We start from the raw sequence: 19,338 nt of genomic DNA on the forward strand, positions 1-19,338 counted from the left end.
ATGGGGCGGTATGAGGTGACTTTCTGGCCCGCGATTCGAGGAACGATCTTTCGCTTCCGCGTGGCGGAACATCGGTGGCGGATGGAAATCTCCGGCCTTTGAAGAATTGTCTCCCGGCCGCGATCCGATGCTTTTAACCGGCTCGGCTGAAACGTAATCCAAGGTGCGGCGGAAGAAGCATTTCTTCCTTGGTGGATCGGCGGGCCTGAAGGGGTTGCGGGCGGCCTGAGTAAAATTTATGAGGTGGGCGTGTCGGGCTGCGTGCGGGCCTCCCGAATATCACCGTACGTCTCGCTTGAATAACGCAGAGTAACGATCGCTACGAGAGGTCGAGCAGGGCGGCGAGTTCTCTCTGCAGGAGGTCGAGCTCGCGGGCCGCCACGGCCCGTGCCTCGGTGACCTCGCCCGCCACCGGCACGACCGCCTCCAGATAGCACTTGAGCTTGGGCTCCGTGCCCGAGGGGCGCACCACCACGCGGGCGTCCCCCTCCAGCGCGTAGCGCAGCCCGTCGGTCGGCGGCAGGCCGCCGTAACCCTTGGCCAGGTCGTCGGCCCGCAACACCCCCCGCCCGCCGAGCGTCGCGGGCGGAGCCGCGCGTAGCCGTGACATGGCGTCGGCGATCAGCGACAGGTCGGACACCCGGATGGAGAGTTGCTCCGTGGCGTGCAGCCCGTAGCGCCGGGCCTGGTCGTCGAGCAGGTCCAGCAGCGTACGCCCGGCACGCTTGGCCTCCGCCGCGATGCCCGCCACCACCAGCGCCGCACCGATGCCGTCTTTGTCCCTGACCGGGAGGCCGGCGTCGGTGCCGACGCTGTAGCCGATGGCCTCCTCGTAGCCGAAGACCAGCCCCGGCCCCGCCTTGATGATCCATTTGAAGCCGGTCAGCGTCTCGCCGTAGCGCACGCCGTGCGCCTGCGCGATCTTGCCGAGCAACGTCGAGGAGACGATGGTGGTGGCCACCATCCGGTCACCGGTGGTGTGCGCGATGACGTGCTCGGCCAGCAGGCCACCGACCTCGTCGCCGGTCAGCATGCGGCAGCCGCCGCCGGGCAGCGGCACCCCCACCGAGCACCGGTCGGCGTCGGGGTCGTTGGCGAGGACCAGGTCCGCGCCGACCTCGGCGGCCAGCGCCACGGCCAGATCCATCGCGCCCGGCTCCTCCGGGTTGGGGAAGGGCACCGTCGGGAAGCGGGGATCGGGTTCGCGTTGCTCCTCGACCGCCAGTGGCGACGGGAACCCGGCGGCCAGGAACGCGCCCGTCAGCGTGGCGGCGCCCACTCCGTGCAGCGGCGTGTAGGCCACCTTCAGGTCGCGGGCGTCGCCCAGCGGGAGCGACGTCACGGCGGCGATGTAGTCGTCGACGATGCCCTCGCCCAGCTCCGTCAGCGTGCCGGGGCCGTCGATCAGCAGCCGGTCGACGCGGCCGACCGCGTCGATGGCGGCCGAGATCTCACGGTCGATCGGCGGAGCGATCTGGGAACCGTCGTCCCAGTAGACCTTGTAGCCGCTGTCACGCGGCGGGTTGTGGCTGGCGGTGACCGCCACGCCCGCGTCCGCGCCGAGGCGGCGTACGGCGAAGGCCAGCACGGGCGTGGGCAGCGGGCCGGGCAGGAGCGAGGCGTGCACCCCGGCGCCCGTGAGCACGGCGGCCGTGTCGCGGGCGAACACGTCGGACTTGTGTCGCGCGTCGTAGCCGATGACCACGTGCTTGCCGGGCCCGAGCACCGCGGCCAGGCCGGCGGCGGCGCGCATGACGGTGACGCGGTTCATCCGGTTGGGGCCGGCGCCGAGCTCGCCGCGCAGGCCCGCCGTGCCGAACTCGAGCCTGGCGCCGAAGCGCTCCTCGATCGCGGCCAGGTCCTCCCCCTCGACCAGGCGGGAGAGCTCGGCGCGGGTGTCGGGGTCGGGATCCTGGGACAGCCACTCGCGCGCCTGCCGCAGAACGCTCAAAGCCGGTCCACCACCTTGGCCAGCAGCACGCCCATGCGGGCCGCCGTGGCCCGGCCGACCTCCAGGACCTCCTCGTGGTCGAGCGGCTCGCCGGACAGGCCCGCCCCCGGGTTGGTGACCAGGGAGATGCCGAGCACCTCCAGCCCGGCCTCGCGGCCGGCGACGGCCTCCAGCACGGTGGACATGCCGATCATGTCGCCGCCCAGCGTGCGGCACATGCGGATCTCGGCGGGCGTCTCGTACGTGGGCCCGCGGAAGGCGATGTAGACGCCTTCGGCCAGCGTCGGGTCGATCTCGCGGACCAGCGCGCGCAGGCGGCGGGAGTAGACCTCGGTGAGGTCGAGGAACGTGGTGCCGGTGATCGCGTTGGACCCGGTCAGGTTGATGTGGTCGCTGATCAGTACGGGGTCGCCGACGTTCTGCGTCTCCGGGCGCAGGCCGCCGGCCGCGTTGGTCAGCACGAGCGTGCGGACCCCGGCCGCGGCCGCGGTGCGCACGCCGTGCACCACGGCGTCGACCCCGAGCCCCTCGTAGAGGTGCGTACGCCCGAGGAACACCAGCGCGTGCCGCCCCGCGGCGGTGCGGACCACGCGGATCCTGCCTCCGTGGCCCGCAACGGCGGGGGCGCGGAACCCCGGCAGGCCGGTGAACGGGATCTCGCTCACCGTCTCGCCGATCGCGTCGGCGGCGGGCACCCACCCCGACCCCATGACGAGCGCCACGTCGAAGGTGTCGAGGCCGGTGGCGGCACGCAGCGCCGTGGCGGCCTCGGAGGCCAGGGTGTACGGGTCTTCACTCACGTTTCAGTAGTTTAGGAGGAACCGGTCCAGAACCCGCACGCCGAAGTGCAGCGCGTCCACCGGCACCCGCTCGTCCACGCCGTGGAACATCGCCGCGAAGTCCATGTCCGCCGGCAGCCGCAGCGGCACGAAACCGAAGCCGCGCACGCCCAGGTCGGCGAAGAAGGTCTTGTTGTCGGTGCCGCCCGACATGCAGTACGGGATCGCCCGCGCCGCCGGGTCCTCGGCCTTCAGCGCCGCGATCATCGACTCGACCAGCGCGCCGTCGAAGGAGGTCTCCAGCGCGATGTCGTGGTGCACGAAGTCGCGCCGCACCTTCGGCCCGAGCAGCGAGTCGACGGTCTTGAAGAACTCCTCCTCGAACCCCGGCAGGAAGCGCCCGTCGACCACGGCCGTGGCCTGGCCGGGGATCACGTTCGACTTGTAGCCGGCGCCGAGCTGGGTGGGGTTGGTGGTGTGCCGCAGCGTCGCCCCGACGAAGCGCACCAGCGGCCCGATCCTGTCCAGGATCGGCTGCGGGTCGTTCTCGTCGAACGGGATGCCGTAGGCGGAGGCGACCTCGGTGAGGAACCGGCGGACCGTGGGCGTGTAGGTGAGCGGCCAGTCGTGCTCGCCGATCCTGGCGACCGCCCTGGCGACCTCGGTGACGGCGTTGTCGTCGTTGAGCATGGAGCCGTGGCCCGCGGTGCCGTCGGCGGTCAGCTTCATCCAGGCCAGGCCCTTCTGGGCGGTCTCGATGAGGTAGAGGCGCAACGACGGGTCGACCTCCAGGGAGTAGCCGCCGACCTCGCTGATCGACTCGGTGACCCCTTCGAAGAGCTCGGGGTGGTTGGCCGTGAGGTATTTGGCGCCGTACACGCCGCCGGCCTCCTCGTCGGCCAGCCAGGCGAAGACGATGTCGCGGCGCGGCCTGCGCCCTTCGCGCTTCATCTGGCGCAGCACCGCCAGCATCATCGCGTCCATGTCCTTCATGTCCACCGCGCCGCGGCCCCAGATGTAGCCGTCGCGCACCTCGCCGGCGAACGGGTCGACCGTCCAGTCGGCGGCGTTGGCGGGCACGACGTCCAGGTGCCCGTGCACGAGCAGGGCGGGCAGGGTCGGGTCGTCGCCCTCGACGCGGGTGACGACGTTGCCGCGGCCCGGCTCGCTCTCGACGTACGTGGACTCCATCCCGACCTCGGCCAGCCTGGCCATGACGACCTCGGCCGCGGCGCGCTCGCCGGGCCCGCTGCCGTCCCCGTAGTTGCTGCTGTCGACGCGGATCAGCTCCGCGCAGAGGTCGGCGACTTCCTTCTCGGCAGGTGTCATGGCGTTTTCTCCCAACGGTGATCCAGCGTGAGCAGTCCGGACTTGAGCAGGTGGCCGCGCTTGTGGGCGCGGGTGATGAGGGTGAGGTCGATGTCGGTGATCTCGTCGTGCCGGCCGACGACGCCGGTCAGGAAACGGTAGAGGTCGGCCTCGTGGGCCGCCACCACCTGCACGATGAGAGAGTGGGTGCCTGTGGTGGCGGCGCAGTAACGGACGTTCTGGTGCGCGGCCAGACGCCGGCCGACCAGGTCGAGCCCGTGCGGGCGGACCTTCAACCAGAGCATGGCCTCGACCTCCAGGCCGAGCAGCGCGGGTTCGACCTCCGCGCGCGGCAGCAGCAGCCGCCGTTCGAGCAGCGAGGTGACGCGCCGGCGGGCGGTCGGCACGGAGATGTCGAGCCGCTCGGCGACCGCGGTGAAGGCGATCCTGCCGTCGTGGGCGAGCAGCTGGGCGATCTCCTCCTCCAGCGGCGACAGGCCGTCCTCGTCGGGCAGGCACTCCGGCGGCGGCGGGGGCCGGAGCTCGGCCACCTCCTGCTCGGTGAGGTAGGGCGCGTGCCATTCCGCGACGGTCCTGAACGTGTGGAGGACGACCTGGGTCTGCGTCTGCACGACGCCGTCGATCTCGCTGATCTGCGCGGAGACGATGTGGTGCAGGTCCTCGCGGGACGGGGAGACCAGCTCGCTGCCGAGGTCGGCGGCGCCGGTCAGCGAGTAGACCGAGCGCGTGTCAGGCCGGTCGGCCAGTGCCTGCGCGACCTTGCCCGCGGTGCCGGGACGCACCTGGACGTGCAGGTGGACGGGGCGGCCGTGCCCGGTGCGCAGGTCGTCGTAGATGGCCGTGACCCGCACGATCCCTTCGGCGATGAGCCGCTGGAGCCGCCGGGCGACGGTGCGTTCGTGCTCGCCCACGGCCCTGCCGAGCTCGCCCCACGAGGCGCGAGGGCTGACTTGCAACGCGGCGACCAGACGCCGGTCGAGAACATCCACCTACAACCATCTCAATGTCGGGTATGTAAATAAATTCCCAGATAATTGACTGTTTCGGTCGTCCCATGCACAGTAGGCCATCACCGCACTGTTCAGCAAAGGAGCCATCCGTGGCGACCTCCCCCACCACGCAGTCACCACTCGGCATCCCCAAAAGCCGCGTCCGCCAGCTCACGGCGGCCAGCATCGGCAACGTCGTCGAGTGGTACGACTGGTACGCCTACAGCTTCCTCGCGATCTACTTCTCCAGCCAGGTCTTCCCCGAGAGCGCGGGCAACAGCCTGGTCCCGCTGCTGAGCTCGTTCGCGGTGTTCGCCGTCGGGTTCTTCATGCGCCCGCTGGGCGGCCTGCTGGTCGGCGCGTTCGCCGACAGGTACGGCCGCAAGCTCGCCATGACGGGCACGATCGTGCTGATGGGCGTGGGCTCGCTGCTCGTCGGCCTGACCCCCACCTATGAGGCCGTGGGCGTGCTGGCGCCGATCATCCTCGTCGTGGCCCGGCTCATCCAGGGCCTGTCGGTGGGCGGGGAGTTCGCCGCCGCGACCACGTTCCTCGTGGAGTCGGCCCCGCCCGGCCGCCGCGGCCTGTTCTCCAGCTTCCAGTACGTCAGCACCACCATCGGCCAGCTGCTGGCCTCGGGGCTCGCGGCGGTGCTGGCCACCATGCTCATCCAGGCCGACATGGACGCGTGGGGCTGGCGCATCCCGTTCTTCGTGGGCGCCGTGCTCAGCCTCGTGGGCCTGTGGATCCGCAAGGGCGCCGACGAGACCTCGGCCGTGGCGGAGGAGGTGCGCCAGGGCAGGGCCGAACGGCAGAAGATGTTCGAGTTCCTCAAGCTTCACCCGAGGTCGGCCGCCACCATCGTGGGCATCACGATCGCCGGCACCGTCGCCTACTACACGTGGACCACGTTCCTGCCGACGTACGCGCAGATCACCGTGGACTTCGACAAGGCCGACTCGCTCCAGATCGGCACGATCTCGCTGGTCTTCTTCATGGTCCTGCAGCCGCTGCTCGGCATGTTGTCGGACCGGATCGGGCGCAGGCCGATGCTGATCGCCTTCGGGCTCGGGTTCGTGCTCCTGCCCGTGCCGCTGCTGGGCCTGCTGACCGACGCGTACGGCAGCCTGCTGACCGTGCAGCTCATCGGCATGGTCTTCCTGGGCGGCTTCACCTCGATCTCGGCGGCGGTGAACTCGGAGCTCTTCCCGACCAGGGTGCGGGCGGCCGGCGCGGGCTTCCCCTACTCGCTGACCGTGGCGCTCTTCGGCGGCACCGCCCCGCTGATCGGCACCGCGATGCAGGAGATGGGCAACCCCGGCCTCTTCCCGTGGTACATGTCGGGGCTGGCGCTGATCTCGACGCTGGTCTACATCTTCGTGTTGCCGGAGACCAAGGACCAGCCGCTGCGCTAACCGCCGACCGAGGTGCAGGGGCGCTCCCGCAGCTCCTTGACGTAGTCGTCGGGGGCGCCCGCCCGCTCGGCCGCCTCGGCCAGGCTGCCGAGGTAGCGGGCCGAGGGCAGGCCGCCCTCATAGCCGTCGAGCACGTAGACCCAGGCCACGACCTCGCCGTCGAGGGTCTGCACCCGCAGCCGCACCTTGTGGTAGCGCCCGCGGACCGCGCCCTCCCACTGGTCGAGGGAGGTCTCCTCCCACTCGGGCACGTCGTAGAGCACGACGAACACGTGCTCGTCGGGGTCTTCGACGATCGTGGCGACGGCGCCCTCCCAGGCGAGGTCCATCCCGCCGAACGTCAGGCGCCAGCCGGGCAGCCAGCCGACCCCCCAGATGGGGGAGTGGGGGGCACGCATGGCCATCTGCTCCGGGTCCATGTTGGTGCCGTAGGCGGCATAGAGCCTGAGGTCATTGGACTTGCCCGAAGGATCCGAAAGCCACGCCACGATCCACCCCTCTCGCCGGGTGCTGCTTCGTCATCCAGCTACCGCGCCATCCTGCCACGCCACCCGCCGGAGTCGATCCATCCGGATCAGGTGGCGTGGCCCGGTTGCCGCCCGCCCCACCGCGTACGGGACAATGGGAGGCGTGACGAGGATCGCGATCATCGGTGGCGGACCAGGCGGCTACGAAGCAGCACTCGTGGCCGCGCAGCTAGACGCGCAGGTCACCCTGGTCGAGCAGGACGGTCCTGGCGGAGCGTGCGTGCTGACCGACTGCGTGCCGTCCAAGACGCTGATCGCGACCTCGGTCCGCAAGCAGGCCCTGCTCGACGCCCCTTCGCTGGGGGTGTCGTTCTCCGGCGGCCCCGACGGTGACGCGGGCGTGGTCGGCGTCGACCTGCCGCTGGTCAACCAGCGCGTCAAGGAGCTGGCCCAGGCGCAGTCCGCCGACATCGCCACGCGGGTGGAGGCCGAGGGCGTCGAGATCGTCAAGGCGCGCGGGCGGCTGGTCGACCCGCAGGTGGTGCGCGCGGGCGACCGTACGATCAGGGCCGACGTCGTGCTCGTGGCCACCGGCGCGACCCCGCGCGTGTTGCCGGGCGCCGAGCCCGACGGCGAGCGCATCCTCACCTGGCGCCAGCTCTACGACCTGGAGGAGTTGCCCGAGCACCTGATCGTGATCGGCTCCGGCGTGACGGGCGCCGAGTTCGCCGGCGCCTACCGCTCGCTGGGGGCGGAGGTCACGCTGGTCTCCAGCCGCGACCGGATGATGCCCAACGAGGACGCCGACGGCGCCGAGGTGCTCGAAGAGGTCTACCGGCGGCGCGGCATGAACGTCATGGGCCGCTCGCGCGCCGCCTCCGTCAAGCGCACCCACGACGGCGTGGTGGTGACGCTGGAGGACGGCCGCACGGCCGAGGGCTCGCACGCGCTGATGACCGTCGGCATGGTGCCCAACACCTCCGGCATCGGGCTGGAGGAGGCCGGGGTCCAGCTCGACGACGGCGGCTTCATCAAGGTCGACAAGGTCTCCCGCACGTCCGCGCCGGGCGTCTACGCCGCCGGCGACTGCACGGGCGTGCTCATGCTGGCCTCGGTCGCCGCCATGCAGGGGCGCATCGCGGTCTGGCACGCGCTCGGCGAGGCCGTGCAGCCGTTGCGGTTGTCGACCGTGGCCTCCAACATCTTCACCGACCCGGAGATCGCGGCGGTCGGGGTCGCGCAGCGCGCGATCGAGGCCGGCGAGGTCGAGGCCAACGTGGTAAAGCTGCCGCTCGCGACCAACGCGCGGGCCAAGATGCAGGGCTTCAACGACGGGTTCGTCAAGGTGTTCTGCCGCCCGCACACCGCGATCGTGCTGGGCGGCGTGGTGGTGGCGCCGGGCGCGTCCGAGCTGATCCTGGCCGTGTCGGTGGCCGTGCAGCAGCGGCTCACCGTCGACCAGCTCGCGCACACGTTCGCGGTCTACCCCTCGATGTCGGGCTCCATCACCGAGGCCGCCCGCCGCCTCATGCAGCCGGGCGTCGCCATCTAGGCGGCTTTTCTCCGGCAAAGACCCGTTGATCCGGGCTTGGCCTTACCCGACGGCGAACTGCGGTATGGCTCGTTCGCGGGTGAGGTGCTCCCGTGTGCGGGGTGCACGCGCACCCGGCATCGACACGACCATCGACGGGGGAGCACCATGCCTTACGTAGCCACGCGCGACGGCACGCAGATCTTCTTCTACGACTGGGGCAGCGGCCCGCCGGTCGTCTTCTGCCACGGCTGGCCGCTCAACGCCGACGCCTGGCACGACCAGATGAAGCTGGTGGCCGACAACGGCTTCCGGGCGATCGCGCACGACCGGCGCGGGCACGGCCGCTCCAGCCAGCCGTGGGACGGCTACGACTTCGACACTTTCGCCGACGACCTGAACGACCTCATCACCGCGCTCGACCTCGACGACATCACGCTGGTGGCCCACTCGATGGGCGGTGGCGAGCTGGCCCGTTACGTCGGCAGGCACGGGACGTCCCGCCTGCGCAAGGCGGTGCTGCTGTCGGCGATCCCGCCGCTGATGCTCAGGACCGACGCCAACCCCGAGGGGACGCCGCAGGAGGTGTTCGACGATCTCAAGGCCGGCATCCTCGCCGAGCGCTCGCAGTTCTGGCGCGACAGCGCGGAGGCCTTCTTCGGCGCCAACCGCCCGGGCAACACGGTGACACAGGGCAACAAGGACGCCTTCTGGCTGATGGGCATGGCCGAGAACATCCAGGCGGGGGTGCGCTGCGTGGACGCGTTCTCCGCCACCGACTTCACCGAGGACCTCAGGAAGTTCGACATCCCGACGCTGGTCGTGCACGGAGACGACGACCAGATCGTGCCGATCGTGGCGGCCGGCGACAAGTCCTCACAGATCATCAAGAACTGCTCGTACAAGGTGTACGAAGGCGGCTCCCACGGCATCGCCCTCGTCCCGGGCCAGAAGGAGCGCTTCAACGCCGACCTGCTGGAGTTCCTGCGCGCCTGACCGGGCTTACGGTCGGGCTGCACGCAGCTTGCAGCACGGAGAGGGGACCCGACCCCAAGGTCAGGTCCCCATCGGCCCGGTTAGAAGTCGAATTCTCCCCTGGACATGCCGCTCCTGAACGCGGCCCACTCCGACGAGGTGAACACCAGGGCAGGCCCGCCGCGGTCCTTGCTGTCTCTCACGGCGACACGTCCCCCGCTGAGCGGAGCGACCTCCACGCATTCGCCGTTGTCACCTGAGAACGTCTTGATCAGGTGTGCCAGTTGGTCACGGGTGATGGATTCGCTGCCGATCGGACGATACAGGATGGATTCGTCGAGGATGGCCAGGAGCGACGGAGGAGCATTCCGCTCAAAGGTCGCCTGTCTCGCCATTCTGGCCTTCACGGACGCCTCGGTGTCGCTCTCCTTGGAGCCGGGCTTGCCGCTGAGGATGGCTCGCGCGTACGCCTCCGTCTGGAGCAGGCCGGCCACGATGAGCGGTGCCCAGGTGCACAACTCCCCGGCGGTCTTCTCGACCTGCAGCCACGGGGCCAGCGTCCGGAAGATCGGATCGCGACGGGTCGCCGGCAGGAAATTGAGCAGCCTGCCCGGCTCCCCGGGCTGGCCCGCCGAGAGCTTCGGCAGTGGATCGGTGATCACCCGTCTCTGACCGACCTTCAACTCATCGCGACAGAGCTGGTCACCAACGCGGTCGTCCACGGTGCCGGCTCCTGGGTCAGGATGAGCCTGCGGCCGGTCGATGAGCGGGAACGGCGCTACTGGCGGCTGGCCGTCGAAGACCCTGGCCTGTCGGCCTCCGTCCCCATGCCGCGCATGCCAGGACCGAACGAGTCACGAGGTCGGGGCCTGTGGTTCGTGGACGACCTCACCCGCGGCTGCTGGGCCACCGATCGCACGCGGACCGGTGAACGAGTCGTGTGGGCTCTGCTACCGGCCGGTCCGTGAGGGGTGGGCCGGGCGTCCCCCGTGAAGGGTGTCCGCGGTCGACCTGGTGGGCCGTTGACGTTTGTTGGTATGGACAGCAAACTAATTCACGAGTTGGCGCAGCCGTTCGAAGGAGCCTCCATGCCCTACCGCCCCCCGCTGGTCGCCCACGAGTACTTCGTGGCGGACCCGCCCGAGCTGCCGGTCCGCACGCGAGGCGAGGGCGGGCTGTCGGCGCTGACCGCCGCCGAGCTGGTCGCGGCCGACGGCGCCGAGGTGATGCTGAAGGCGGTCACCTCGGCGGAGGAGACCCTGGTCGTCCAGGTGGGCGTGGCCGGGGAGGGCGTCATCCGGGTGCGGCTGTCGGAGGACGCGACCGCCAGGCCCCGCTCGGAGAGGGCGATCTCCCTGGTGACGCCCGGCAGGTATCCGGAGGCCCGGGCCGAGGTGGCGCCGGGCGAGCCCATCGTGATCGACGCGGGCTCCCTGCGCGCCGAGATCAGCCTCGCGCCGTGGCACCTGCGCTTCACCGACGCCTCCGGCGCCACGCTGGCCGAGCAGGACCGCGGGCACATCGACATCAGCGGCAGGCTCCGTACGCTGCCGTTCGGCCGCTCCTCGACCGGCGGCACCCCCGTGGCCTACCACGAAAGCTTCGCCGCCGCCCCCGACGAGGCGTTCACCGGGTTCGGCGAGTCGTTCACCCGGCTGGACAAGCGTGGCCAGCGGCCGGTCATGTGGAACTTCGACGCCTTCGGCGCCGAGTCGCAGCGGGCGTACAAGAACGTGCCCCTCTACCTGTCGAGCAGGGGGTACGCCGTGCTCGTCGACAGCGGGGCGCCCGTGGAGTTCGACGTGTGCCAGTCGACGCACAGCGTCGTGCAGATCCTGGTGCCCGACGACGTGATGGACTACTACGTGATCGCCGGGCCGGGGCCCGCCGACGTGCTGGACCGTTACGACCGGCTGACCTGCCGGCCCGCGCTGCCGCCGAAATGGGCGTTCGGCACCTGGATCTCCTCCGGGTTCTGCGTGGACAGCCAGGAACGGGTGCTGGCCAGGGGGCGCACGATCAGGGAGCGCGGCATCCCGTGCGACGTGCTGCACCTGGACACGTACTGGCAGGCCGACGGGCACTGGTCGGACCTGCGGTGGGATCCGGTGAACTTCCCCGACCCGGAGGGGATGCTGGCCGAGCTGGACGGGATGGGGTTCAAGGTCTGTCTGTGGATGAACCCGTACGTCTCCCACCTGAGCCCCGCCTTCGAGGAGGCAGCTGCAGCCGGATATTTCCTGAAAGATCGGGAGGGCGAGGTCTACGTCGCCGACTGCTGGCACGGCTCCTTCCCGCCCTGCGGCATCGTCGACTTCACCAATCCCATGGCCGTCGAGTGGTTCACCGGCCTGCTGCGCGGGCTGCTGCGCCAGGGTGTCGCGGCGTTCAAGACCGACTTCGCCGAGGGCGTGCCCAGCGACGCGGTCGCCGCCAACGGGATGACCGGCACCGACCTGCACAACGTCTACACCCTGCTGTTCAACGACGCGGTCGCCGCCGTCACCCGCGAGGTCCACGGCCACGACCTGGTGTGGGCGCGCTCGTCGTACCTCGGGGGGCAGCGCCACAGCGCCCAGTGGAGCGGCGACACCTACACCAGCTACGCCGCCATGGGCAGCACGATCAGGGGCGGGCTCGCGCACGGCCTGTCGGGCGTGCCGTTCTGGAGCCACGACGCCGGCGGCTTCACCGGCCGCCCGTCCGACGACCTGTACGTGCGCTGGACCCAGTTCGGCGCGCTCTCCCCGCTGCTGCGCCTGCACGGCACCACCACCCGCGAGCCCTGGGAGTTCCCCGAGGTCGAGGAGGCGGCGGTGGCGGCGCTGAGGCTGCGCTACCGGCTGATGCCCTACCTCTATTCGGCGGCCGTCGAGGCCGCGCGCACGGGCGCGCCGATGATGCGGGCGTTGTGCGTGGACCATCCGGACGACCCGGTGGCCTGGCAGGCCGACCTGGAATATCTGCTCGGCCGTGACCTCCTGGTCGCCCCCATGACCGCGCCCGAGGGCGTCCGGCAGGTCTACCTGCCGCGCGGCACGTGGGTCGACTACTGGACGGGCGAGGTGCTGGAAGGCTCCCGCCACGTCCGGGTGGACAAGCCGCTCGACCAGATCCCCCTGTTCGCCCGCCACGGAGCGCTCATCCCGGTCGCCGAGCCGCAGGACACGATCGGCGTGCCGGCGGAGATCACCCTCCTCGCCTTCGGGGGCGTCAACGGGACCGCCGAGATCCACGACACCGACGGCGTGACGGTCGCCGTCGCCACCAGGGACGGCGACGAGCTGCGCGTCGCCGTCACCGGCCCGAAGCGGGTCACCGGGGTCGAGATCGTCCCGGTGCCCGGAGCCCCCGCGCGAACCGTCATCGTGTGACACCCCCTGGAGGGATCATGGTCAAGTTGAGAGGCGCCGCGGCGCTGGCCGCCGTGGTGCTCGCGTTGTCGGCCTGCGGCTCGGGCTCCGGCAGCCCGTCGCCCGCGGACAGCGGCCAGCCGCGCGTGCTGAGACTGTGGCACTACGAGTCGGCCGAGAGCGCCATGGGCAAGGCGTGGGCCGAGGCGATCAGGAAGTTCGAGGCGTCCCACCCGAACGTGACCGTCGAGTTCGAGGAGAAGAGCTTCGAGCAGATCCAGAAGACGGCGAGCATGGTGCTCAACTCCGACGAGGCGCCCGACCTCATGGAGTACAACAAGGGCAACGCCACCGCCGGCCTGCTGTCCAAGCAGGGCCTGCTCGCCGACCTGACGGAGGAGACCACCAGGCGCGGCTGGGACAAGCTGCTGACCGGCGGCCTGCGGACCACCGCGATGTACGACGACCGCGGCGTGATGGGCTCCGGCCAGTGGTACGGCATCCCCAACTACGGCGAGTTCGTGATGGTCTATTACAACAAGGACCTCTTCGCCAAGCACAAGGTCGAAGTGCCGGCGACGTTCGAGGAGCTCACGGCCGCGCTCGACACGTTCGTCAAGGCAGGCGTGACGCCCGTCGCGAACGCCGGCGCCGAATACCCGGCCCAGCAGATCCTCTACCAGCTCGCGCTCACCAAGGCGCAGAAGCCGTGGCTGGCGGCGTTCCAGTCGTACCAGGGCAAGGTCGACTTCCACGGGCCCGAGTTCACCTACGGCGCCGACACGTTCGCCGACTGGGTGAAGAAGGGCTACATCGCCAAGAACTCCTCCGGGCTCAAGGCCGAGGACATGGGCGTGGCGTTCATCAACGGCGAGTTCCCCATCATGATCAGCGGCAGCTGGTGGTACGGCCGCCTCGCCTCGGAGATCAAGGACTTCGCGTGGGGCCACTTCCTCTTCCCCGGTGCCACCATGTCGCCCGGTTCGAGCGGAAACCTGTGGGTCGTGCCGGAGAAGTCGGAGAACAAGGACCTGGCCTACGACTTCATCGACATCACCATGAGCAAGGAGATCCAGAACCTGCTCGGCAACTCCGGCGGCGTGCCCGTGGCCGCCGACCCGGCCGCGATCACCGACGAGAAGAGCAAGGAGCTCATCGAGAGCTTCAACAAGCTGACCGCCGCCGACGGCCTGGCCTTCTACCCCGACTGGCCCGCGCCCGGCTACTACGACGTGCTGGTGGCCGGCGTCCAGAACCTCATCAACGGCAGCAAGACCACCTCCGAGGTGCTGGACGAGATCGCCGGGCCGTACGAGGACAACCTCGCCGACCTTGGCTTCTAGATGAGGGAGCGCACGAGGGGGTACTGGCCCTACCTGGTCCCCAGCCTGCTGCTGTTCCTCGCCGTCATCGTCGTGCCGTTCCTGATGAACGTGGGCGCGAGCTTCACCCGCTGGTCGGGGGTGGGCACGCCGCGGTGGATCGGCCTCGACAACTACACCAGGCTGCTCGGCGACGAACGGTTCTGGGAGTCGTTCCAGCACAACGTGGGGCTGATCGTGGCGATGGCCGTCGTGCCGACCGCGATCGGCCTCGTGCTGGCGGCCGCGCTGTTCGACTACATCGGCCGGCGTTTCGGCACGCGGACGGCCTCGGCGCTGCGGGCGACGTACTACCTGCCGCAGGTGCTGCCGGTGGCCATCGCCGGCGTGGTGTGGGGCTGGATGTTGCACCCGTCGTACGGCGCGGTCAACCAGATCTTCGGGCTGGAGCTCGACTGGCTCGGCGATCCCGACCTGGCCCTGGCCACCGTCATGGCGGTCATGGTCTGGTTCCAGCTCGGCTATCCGGTGGTGATCTTCATGGCCGGATTGCAGCGCGTGGACCCGGCCTACCACGAGGCGGCCGAGATCGACGGGGCCTCGTGGTGGCGCAGGTTCTGGCACATCACGCTCCCGCAGATCCGGCCGGAGATCTTCGTGGTGCTGCTGACGTGCACGATCGCCGCACTCAAGGTGTTCGGGCCGATCTTCGTGCTGACCCGCGGCGGGCCTGGCAACGCCACCATGGTCCCGTCGTACTTCTCGTACCTGAACTTCTTCCAGAAGAGCAACGTCGGGTACGGCTCCGCGATCGCCACGGTGCTGGCCCTGATCATCGTCGTGGTGACGTTCCTGTTCCTGCGCGTGCAGGAGCGTGAGCCGTGAGGGGCCCGGGGCGCTGGGCGGTGTTGTTCGCGCTGGCCGTGCTGGCGGTCGTGATGGTCTTCCCGTTCGCGATCGTGGCGATCAATGCGGTCAAGTCGCCGGCGGAGTACAGCTCGCAGGGGCCGCTGAGCCTGCCCGACGGGCTCTACCTGCAGGGCATCGTGGACTTCTGGCAGCGGGTCGAGTTCGGCACGAAGCTCTGGAACAGCTTCGTCATCAGCGCGTCGGTGTCGGTGCTGGCCGTCGTGCTGTCGGTGCTCAACGCGTACGCGCTGGGCATCGGCAGGGTGAAGGGCCGGCTGTCGATCCTGGTGCTCTTCCTGGTGGCCAACACGCTGCCGCAGGAGTCGCTGGCCTACCCGCTCTACTACCTGGCCAAGGCGGCAGGCCTGTACGACACCCGGCTGTCGGTGATCATCGTCATGACGGCGATCCAGGCGGCGTTCGGCACCTACCTGCTGAGTGCGGTGCTGGGCCGGTTCCCGAAGGAGATCCTGGAGGCCGCGGCGATCGACGGCGCCGGCCGGCTGCGGGCGCTGGTGCGGATCGTGGTGCCGATCAGCCGGCCCACGCTCAGCGTGCTGCTGATCTTCTTCTTTATCTGGACCTGGAACGAGTTCTTCCTGCCGCTGATCCTGCTGATCTCGAACGACACCCAGACGGTGCCCGTCGCGCTGGGTGTCCTGCAGGGCGAGCGCTACATGGACGCGACGATGTCCAGCGCCTCGGCCCTGCTCGGCGTCGTCCCGGCGATCGCCTTCTTCCTGATCTTCCAGCGCACGCTGACCCGAGGTGTGACGGTCGGCGCCATCAAGTGATGGAGAACCCCCATGCGAATCCCGTTATTGGCCACCCTCGCCCTGGCGGCCTCGATGCTCGCCGCACCGCCCGTACAGGCGGCCGGCCATCCGTTCCAGGATCCCGGCCTGCCGCTGGAGCAGCGGGTCGAGGACCTGCTCGGCCGGCTCACGCTGCGGGAGAAGCTCGGCCTGCTGCACCAGTCGCAGCCGCCGATCCCGCGGCTCGGCATCGGCTATCACAAGAACGGCACCGAGGCGCTGCACGGCGTCGCCTGGTCCAACCACCGCGACGACGGCTGGAACCAGAAGTTCGCCGCCGGGACGGTCTTCCCGCAGGCGGTCGGGCTGGCCAGCACCTGGGACCCGGAGCTGATCAGAAGGGTCGGCTCGGCGGTCGGTGACGAGGTGCGCGGCCACAACGCCGTCGATCCGGTGTTGTGGGGTCTGCAGGTCTGGGCGCCCGTGGTCGACCTGCTGCGCGACCCGCGCTCCGGCCGGAACGAGGAGGGCTATTCCGAGGACCCGCTGCTGACCGGCGCGATCTCCACCGCCTACGGCAAGGGCCTGCAGGGCGACGACCCCTTCTACCTGAAGACCGCGCCCGTGCTGAAGCACTACCTGGCCTACAACAACGAGACCGACCGGAGCCTCACCTCCTCCAACCTGACGCCGAAGCTCAAGCACGAGTACTACGAGCCGGCGTTCAAGGCCGCCGTCTCGGCCGACGCCGCGACCGGTGTGATGGCGTCGTACAACCTGGTCAACGGGCGGCCCAACCACGTCAACCCCGACCTGGACACGGTGGTCAGGTCGTGGACGGACAGGACGCTCTACAACGTCAGCGACGCCTGGGGGCCGCACGCGCTCACGGACCTGGAGAAGTACTACGACACCAAGCCAGAGGCGTTCGCCGCGGTGCTCAAGGCCGGGCTCGACAGCTACACGATCGACGGCAGCGACGGTGGGCCGATGGTCCAGCACCTCACGGCGGCGCTCGACCAGGGCCTCATCACCGAGACCGATGTGGACAGGGCGGTGCGGAACGTCCTGTCGATCAGGACCCGGCTGGGGCACTTCGACCCGGACGGCGGGCCGTACAAGAAGATCACCGAGGAAGTGATCGACAGCGCCGCCCACCGCGAGCTCAACCGCGAGACCGCGGGCAAGGCCGCGGTGCTGCTGCGGAACTCCGGCGTGTTGCCGCTGGCGGCCCCGAAGTCGGCGGCCGTGGTGGGGCCGCTGGCCGGGAGGGTGTACAGGGACTGGTACTCCGGGCAGGCGCCCTACCAGGTGTCGCCGCTCGACGGGATCAAGGAGCGGGTCGGGGACGTCACGACCAGCCAGGGTCTGGAGCGCGTCGCGCTCAAGCACCTCGCATCCGGCAGATACGTCACCGCCACCGGCACGGGCCCCGACGACAACGCGGCGCTCGCCGACACCGCGCCCACGGCCGCCTCGCAGTGGGACCTGACCGACTGGACGGACGGCGTGTCCACGCTGCGCAACGCGGGCAACGGCCGGCTGCTCGGCGGCGACTGGCGCTCGCTCGACACCGACGACGCCGACCCCGACGGCTGGTACGTCTCCCAGCAGTTCGCGCTGGAGCGGCAGCCCGACGGCGCCTACCTGATCAGGTACGCCGGCTTCGAGACCGTCGAGAGCTGGTACGCGCTGCCCGACCCGTATGTGAGCGTCGCCGCCGACGGCACGCTCGGCCTGGCGCCCAGGGCGCAGGCGGCGAAGTTCGGCAAGGAGGTCGTCTCCGACGGCGTCGCCGAGGCCGCCGCGCGGGCGGCGGAGGCCGAGGTGGCGGTCGTGGTGGTCGGCAGCCACCCGTTCGTGGCGGGGCGCGAGTTCCGCGACCGCGACGGCCTGCGGCTCGGCGAGGGGCAGCGGCGGCTGATCCAGGCCGTGCGCGAGGCCAACCCGAGGACGGTCGTCGTGCTGGAGACCGGCTACCCCGTCATCGTGGACGCGCCGACCCTGCTGTGGACCACGCACGCCGGCTCGGAGACCGGCCACGCCGTCGCCGACGTGCTGTTCGGCGACGTCAACCCGGCCGGCCGGCTCACCCAGACCTGGCCGGCGTCGGACGACCTGCCGGACATCCTGGACTATGACCTGACCAAGACCGGCATGACGTACCTCTACGGGAAGGACAGGCCGCTCTACGCCTTCGGGCACGGGCTGAGTTACACGTCGTTCGGTTACCAGGGCCTCAAGGTGCGCGGCGACCAGGTGAGCGTCAAGGTCACCAACACCGGGGACGTCAGGGGCGACGAGGTGGTCCAGCTCTACACCCACCAGCGCCGCTCCCGCTTCGCGCAGCCGGTCAAGCAGTTGCGCGGCTTCCAGCGGGTCACGCTGGACCCGGGGGAGTCGCGTACGGTGACCTTCACGCTGAAGCGGTCGGACCTGGCCGTCTGGGACCACACCCGCTCCAGGTGGGCCGTGGAGGAGGCCACTCATGACGTGCTCGTCGGCTCCTCGTCCGACCGGATTCGCGGGCGCGCGACCCTGCGCGTGCGGGGCGAGACCATTCCCGTGCGCGACCTGGCCAGGACCACGCGGGCGATGGACTTCGACGACTACCGGGGCGTGACGTTCGCGGACGAGACGAAGGCGGCCGGCGAGGTCGTGGCGGGTTCGGAGGGCGACTGGATCTCCTTCACCCGCGCGTCGTACGGCTCCCGGTTCACGGCCGGGGTCGCGTCGGTGAGCGGCGGGGCCGTCGAGGTGCGGTCGGGCTCGCCGAAGGGCCGGCTGCTCGCGACCGCGCAGGTGCCCGCCACGGGCGGGATCTACCAGTGGGGTACGGCGAGCGCCTCGCTCAGGGCGGGCAAGGGCGACCTCTACCTCGTGTTCAGGGGTGACCTGCGGATCAGGGACTTCGCGTTGACCGGGTAGGCGCCTCCTTATTGGATAGCGCTATTATCCATCTTGTGCGATAGTAGCGCTATCCAAAGGAGGACGCATATGACTGTGATCGTGTTGCTGGTCGGCACGCTGGTGTTCCGGCTGCTGGGGGCGCTGGGGGTGCGGCGGTTCGCCACGTGGCGGGTCAGTGCGGCCCACGGCCTGGCCGTCATGCTGGTCATGACCGCCAGCGCGCACTTCGTGCCGGCCGGCGTGACCGTCATGCCGAACCACGCCGACCTGGTGGCCATGATGCCGCCGTTCGTGCCGTTCCCCGCGCTGATGGTCTACCTGACCGGCGTGCTGGAGCTGGCCGGGGCCGCCGGGCTCGTGCTCGCCGGCACCCGCGAGGCCGCGGGGGTCTGCCTCGCGCTGCTCTTCGTGGCCATGCTGCCGGCCAACGTCCACGCGGCCCTCGCCGACGTGCCGTTCGCCGGCGGGGAGGCCTCGCCGCTGTGGCAGCGGATCCCGGAGCAGGTGCTCTACATCGGGATCGCGCTCTGGGCCGCGGGCCGCCCGGCGGCTCTGCGCAGGCTCGCCGGATCGTTCGGCCGCGGGCGGGCGGCGTACAGCCGGTGACCAGGGGTGCCGGCCGGACTTAATTCGTTGTGCATCCAAACTATTGA

At 70.2% G+C, this 19,338-nt stretch carries 15 protein-coding genes; 9 read left to right on the forward strand and 6 right to left on the reverse strand.

Going from position 1 to position 19,338, the window contains the following annotated elements; genetic code table 11:
• Positions 1-319 precede the first annotated feature (319 nt).
• Genes ABGB01_RS12090 through ABGB01_RS12105 form a run of 4 tightly spaced genes read right to left on the reverse strand, consistent with a single transcriptional unit; the run spans position 320 to position 5,048 of the window.
• Complete coding sequence (locus ABGB01_RS12090; protein ID WP_347773289.1) at positions 320-1,951, reverse strand: phospho-sugar mutase; 1,632 nt, start codon at positions 1,949-1,951, stop codon at positions 320-322.
• Positions 1,948-2,751, reverse strand: coding sequence for a purine-nucleoside phosphorylase (locus ABGB01_RS12095; protein WP_347773291.1), 804 nt, complete (start codon positions 2,749-2,751; stop codon positions 1,948-1,950). Before ABGB01_RS12095 ends, ABGB01_RS12090 begins: the two co-directional genes overlap by 4 nt.
• Positions 2,752-2,754: 3 nt before the next feature.
• On the reverse strand, positions 2,755-4,059 hold the full coding sequence (locus tag ABGB01_RS12100) for a M20/M25/M40 family metallo-hydrolase (protein ID WP_347773293.1): 1,305 nt from the start codon (positions 4,057-4,059) through the stop codon (positions 2,755-2,757).
• A complete protein-coding gene (locus ABGB01_RS12105) occupies positions 4,056-5,048 on the reverse strand; it encodes an Lrp/AsnC family transcriptional regulator (protein WP_347616607.1) in 993 nt (330 codons plus the stop codon). Before ABGB01_RS12105 ends, ABGB01_RS12100 begins: the two co-directional genes overlap by 4 nt.
• 110 nt (positions 5,049-5,158) lie before the next feature.
• On the opposite strand from ABGB01_RS12105, the gene ABGB01_RS12110 reads away from it, so the two are divergent.
• Positions 5,159-6,463, forward strand: coding sequence for an MFS transporter (locus ABGB01_RS12110; protein WP_347773295.1), 1,305 nt, complete (start codon positions 5,159-5,161; stop codon positions 6,461-6,463).
• Here ABGB01_RS12110 and ABGB01_RS12115 read toward each other — a convergent pair.
• The gene (locus ABGB01_RS12115) at positions 6,460-6,951 is read right to left on the reverse strand and encodes a gamma-glutamylcyclotransferase (protein ID WP_347616605.1); all 492 of its coding nucleotides are present in this window, start codon (positions 6,949-6,951) and stop codon (positions 6,460-6,462) included. The genes ABGB01_RS12110 and ABGB01_RS12115 overlap by 4 nt on opposite strands.
• A gap of 142 nt (positions 6,952-7,093) precedes the next feature.
• On the opposite strand from ABGB01_RS12115, the gene ABGB01_RS12120 reads away from it, so the two are divergent.
• Positions 7,094-8,482, forward strand: a complete 1,389-nt coding sequence (locus ABGB01_RS12120; RefSeq protein WP_347616604.1) for an NAD(P)H-quinone dehydrogenase — start codon at positions 7,094-7,096, stop codon at positions 8,480-8,482.
• Between the two features lie 147 nt (positions 8,483-8,629).
• Positions 8,630-9,457, forward strand: coding sequence for an alpha/beta hydrolase (locus ABGB01_RS12125; protein WP_347773298.1), 828 nt, complete (start codon positions 8,630-8,632; stop codon positions 9,455-9,457).
• An 80-nt stretch (positions 9,458-9,537) separates the two neighbouring features.
• On the opposite strand, the gene ABGB01_RS12130 is transcribed toward ABGB01_RS12125, so the two are convergent.
• Positions 9,538-10,098, reverse strand: coding sequence for a DUF397 domain-containing protein (locus ABGB01_RS12130; RefSeq protein ID WP_347773300.1), 561 nt, complete (start codon positions 10,096-10,098; stop codon positions 9,538-9,540).
• 426 nt (positions 10,099-10,524) lie between these two features.
• Between ABGB01_RS12130 and ABGB01_RS12135 the strand changes: the two genes are divergently transcribed.
• The 6 genes from ABGB01_RS12135 to ABGB01_RS12160 all read left to right on the forward strand — a co-directional run bounded on the left by ABGB01_RS12135 (position 10,525) and on the right by ABGB01_RS12160 (position 19,291).
• The gene (locus tag ABGB01_RS12135; RefSeq protein ID WP_347773302.1) at positions 10,525-12,810 is read left to right on the forward strand and encodes a TIM-barrel domain-containing protein; all 2,286 of its coding nucleotides are present in this window, start codon (positions 10,525-10,527) and stop codon (positions 12,808-12,810) included.
• A 17-nt stretch (positions 12,811-12,827) separates the two neighbouring features.
• Positions 12,828-14,132 (forward strand): extracellular solute-binding protein, encoded by a 1,305-nt coding sequence (locus tag ABGB01_RS12140; RefSeq protein ID WP_347773304.1) that lies wholly within the window; start codon positions 12,828-12,830, stop codon positions 14,130-14,132.
• On the forward strand, positions 14,133-14,996 hold the full coding sequence (locus ABGB01_RS12145) for a sugar ABC transporter permease (RefSeq protein ID WP_347773306.1): 864 nt from the start codon (positions 14,133-14,135) through the stop codon (positions 14,994-14,996).
• Positions 14,993-15,814, forward strand: a complete 822-nt coding sequence (locus ABGB01_RS12150) for a carbohydrate ABC transporter permease (RefSeq protein WP_347773308.1) — start codon at positions 14,993-14,995, stop codon at positions 15,812-15,814. Before ABGB01_RS12145 ends, ABGB01_RS12150 begins: the two co-directional genes overlap by 4 nt.
• 12 nt (positions 15,815-15,826) lie before the next feature.
• Positions 15,827-18,703, forward strand: a complete 2,877-nt coding sequence (locus ABGB01_RS12155) for a glycoside hydrolase family 3 C-terminal domain-containing protein (RefSeq protein ID WP_347773310.1) — start codon at positions 15,827-15,829, stop codon at positions 18,701-18,703.
• 69 nt (positions 18,704-18,772) lie between these two features.
• Positions 18,773-19,291, forward strand: a complete 519-nt coding sequence (locus ABGB01_RS12160) for a hypothetical protein (protein WP_347773312.1) — start codon at positions 18,773-18,775, stop codon at positions 19,289-19,291.
• Positions 19,292-19,338 lie beyond the last annotated feature (47 nt).

Origin of the sequence: Nonomuraea sp. B5E05, from assembly GCF_039880665.1 — a bacterium.
Classification (GTDB): Bacteria; Actinomycetota; Actinomycetes; order Streptosporangiales; family Streptosporangiaceae; genus Nonomuraea.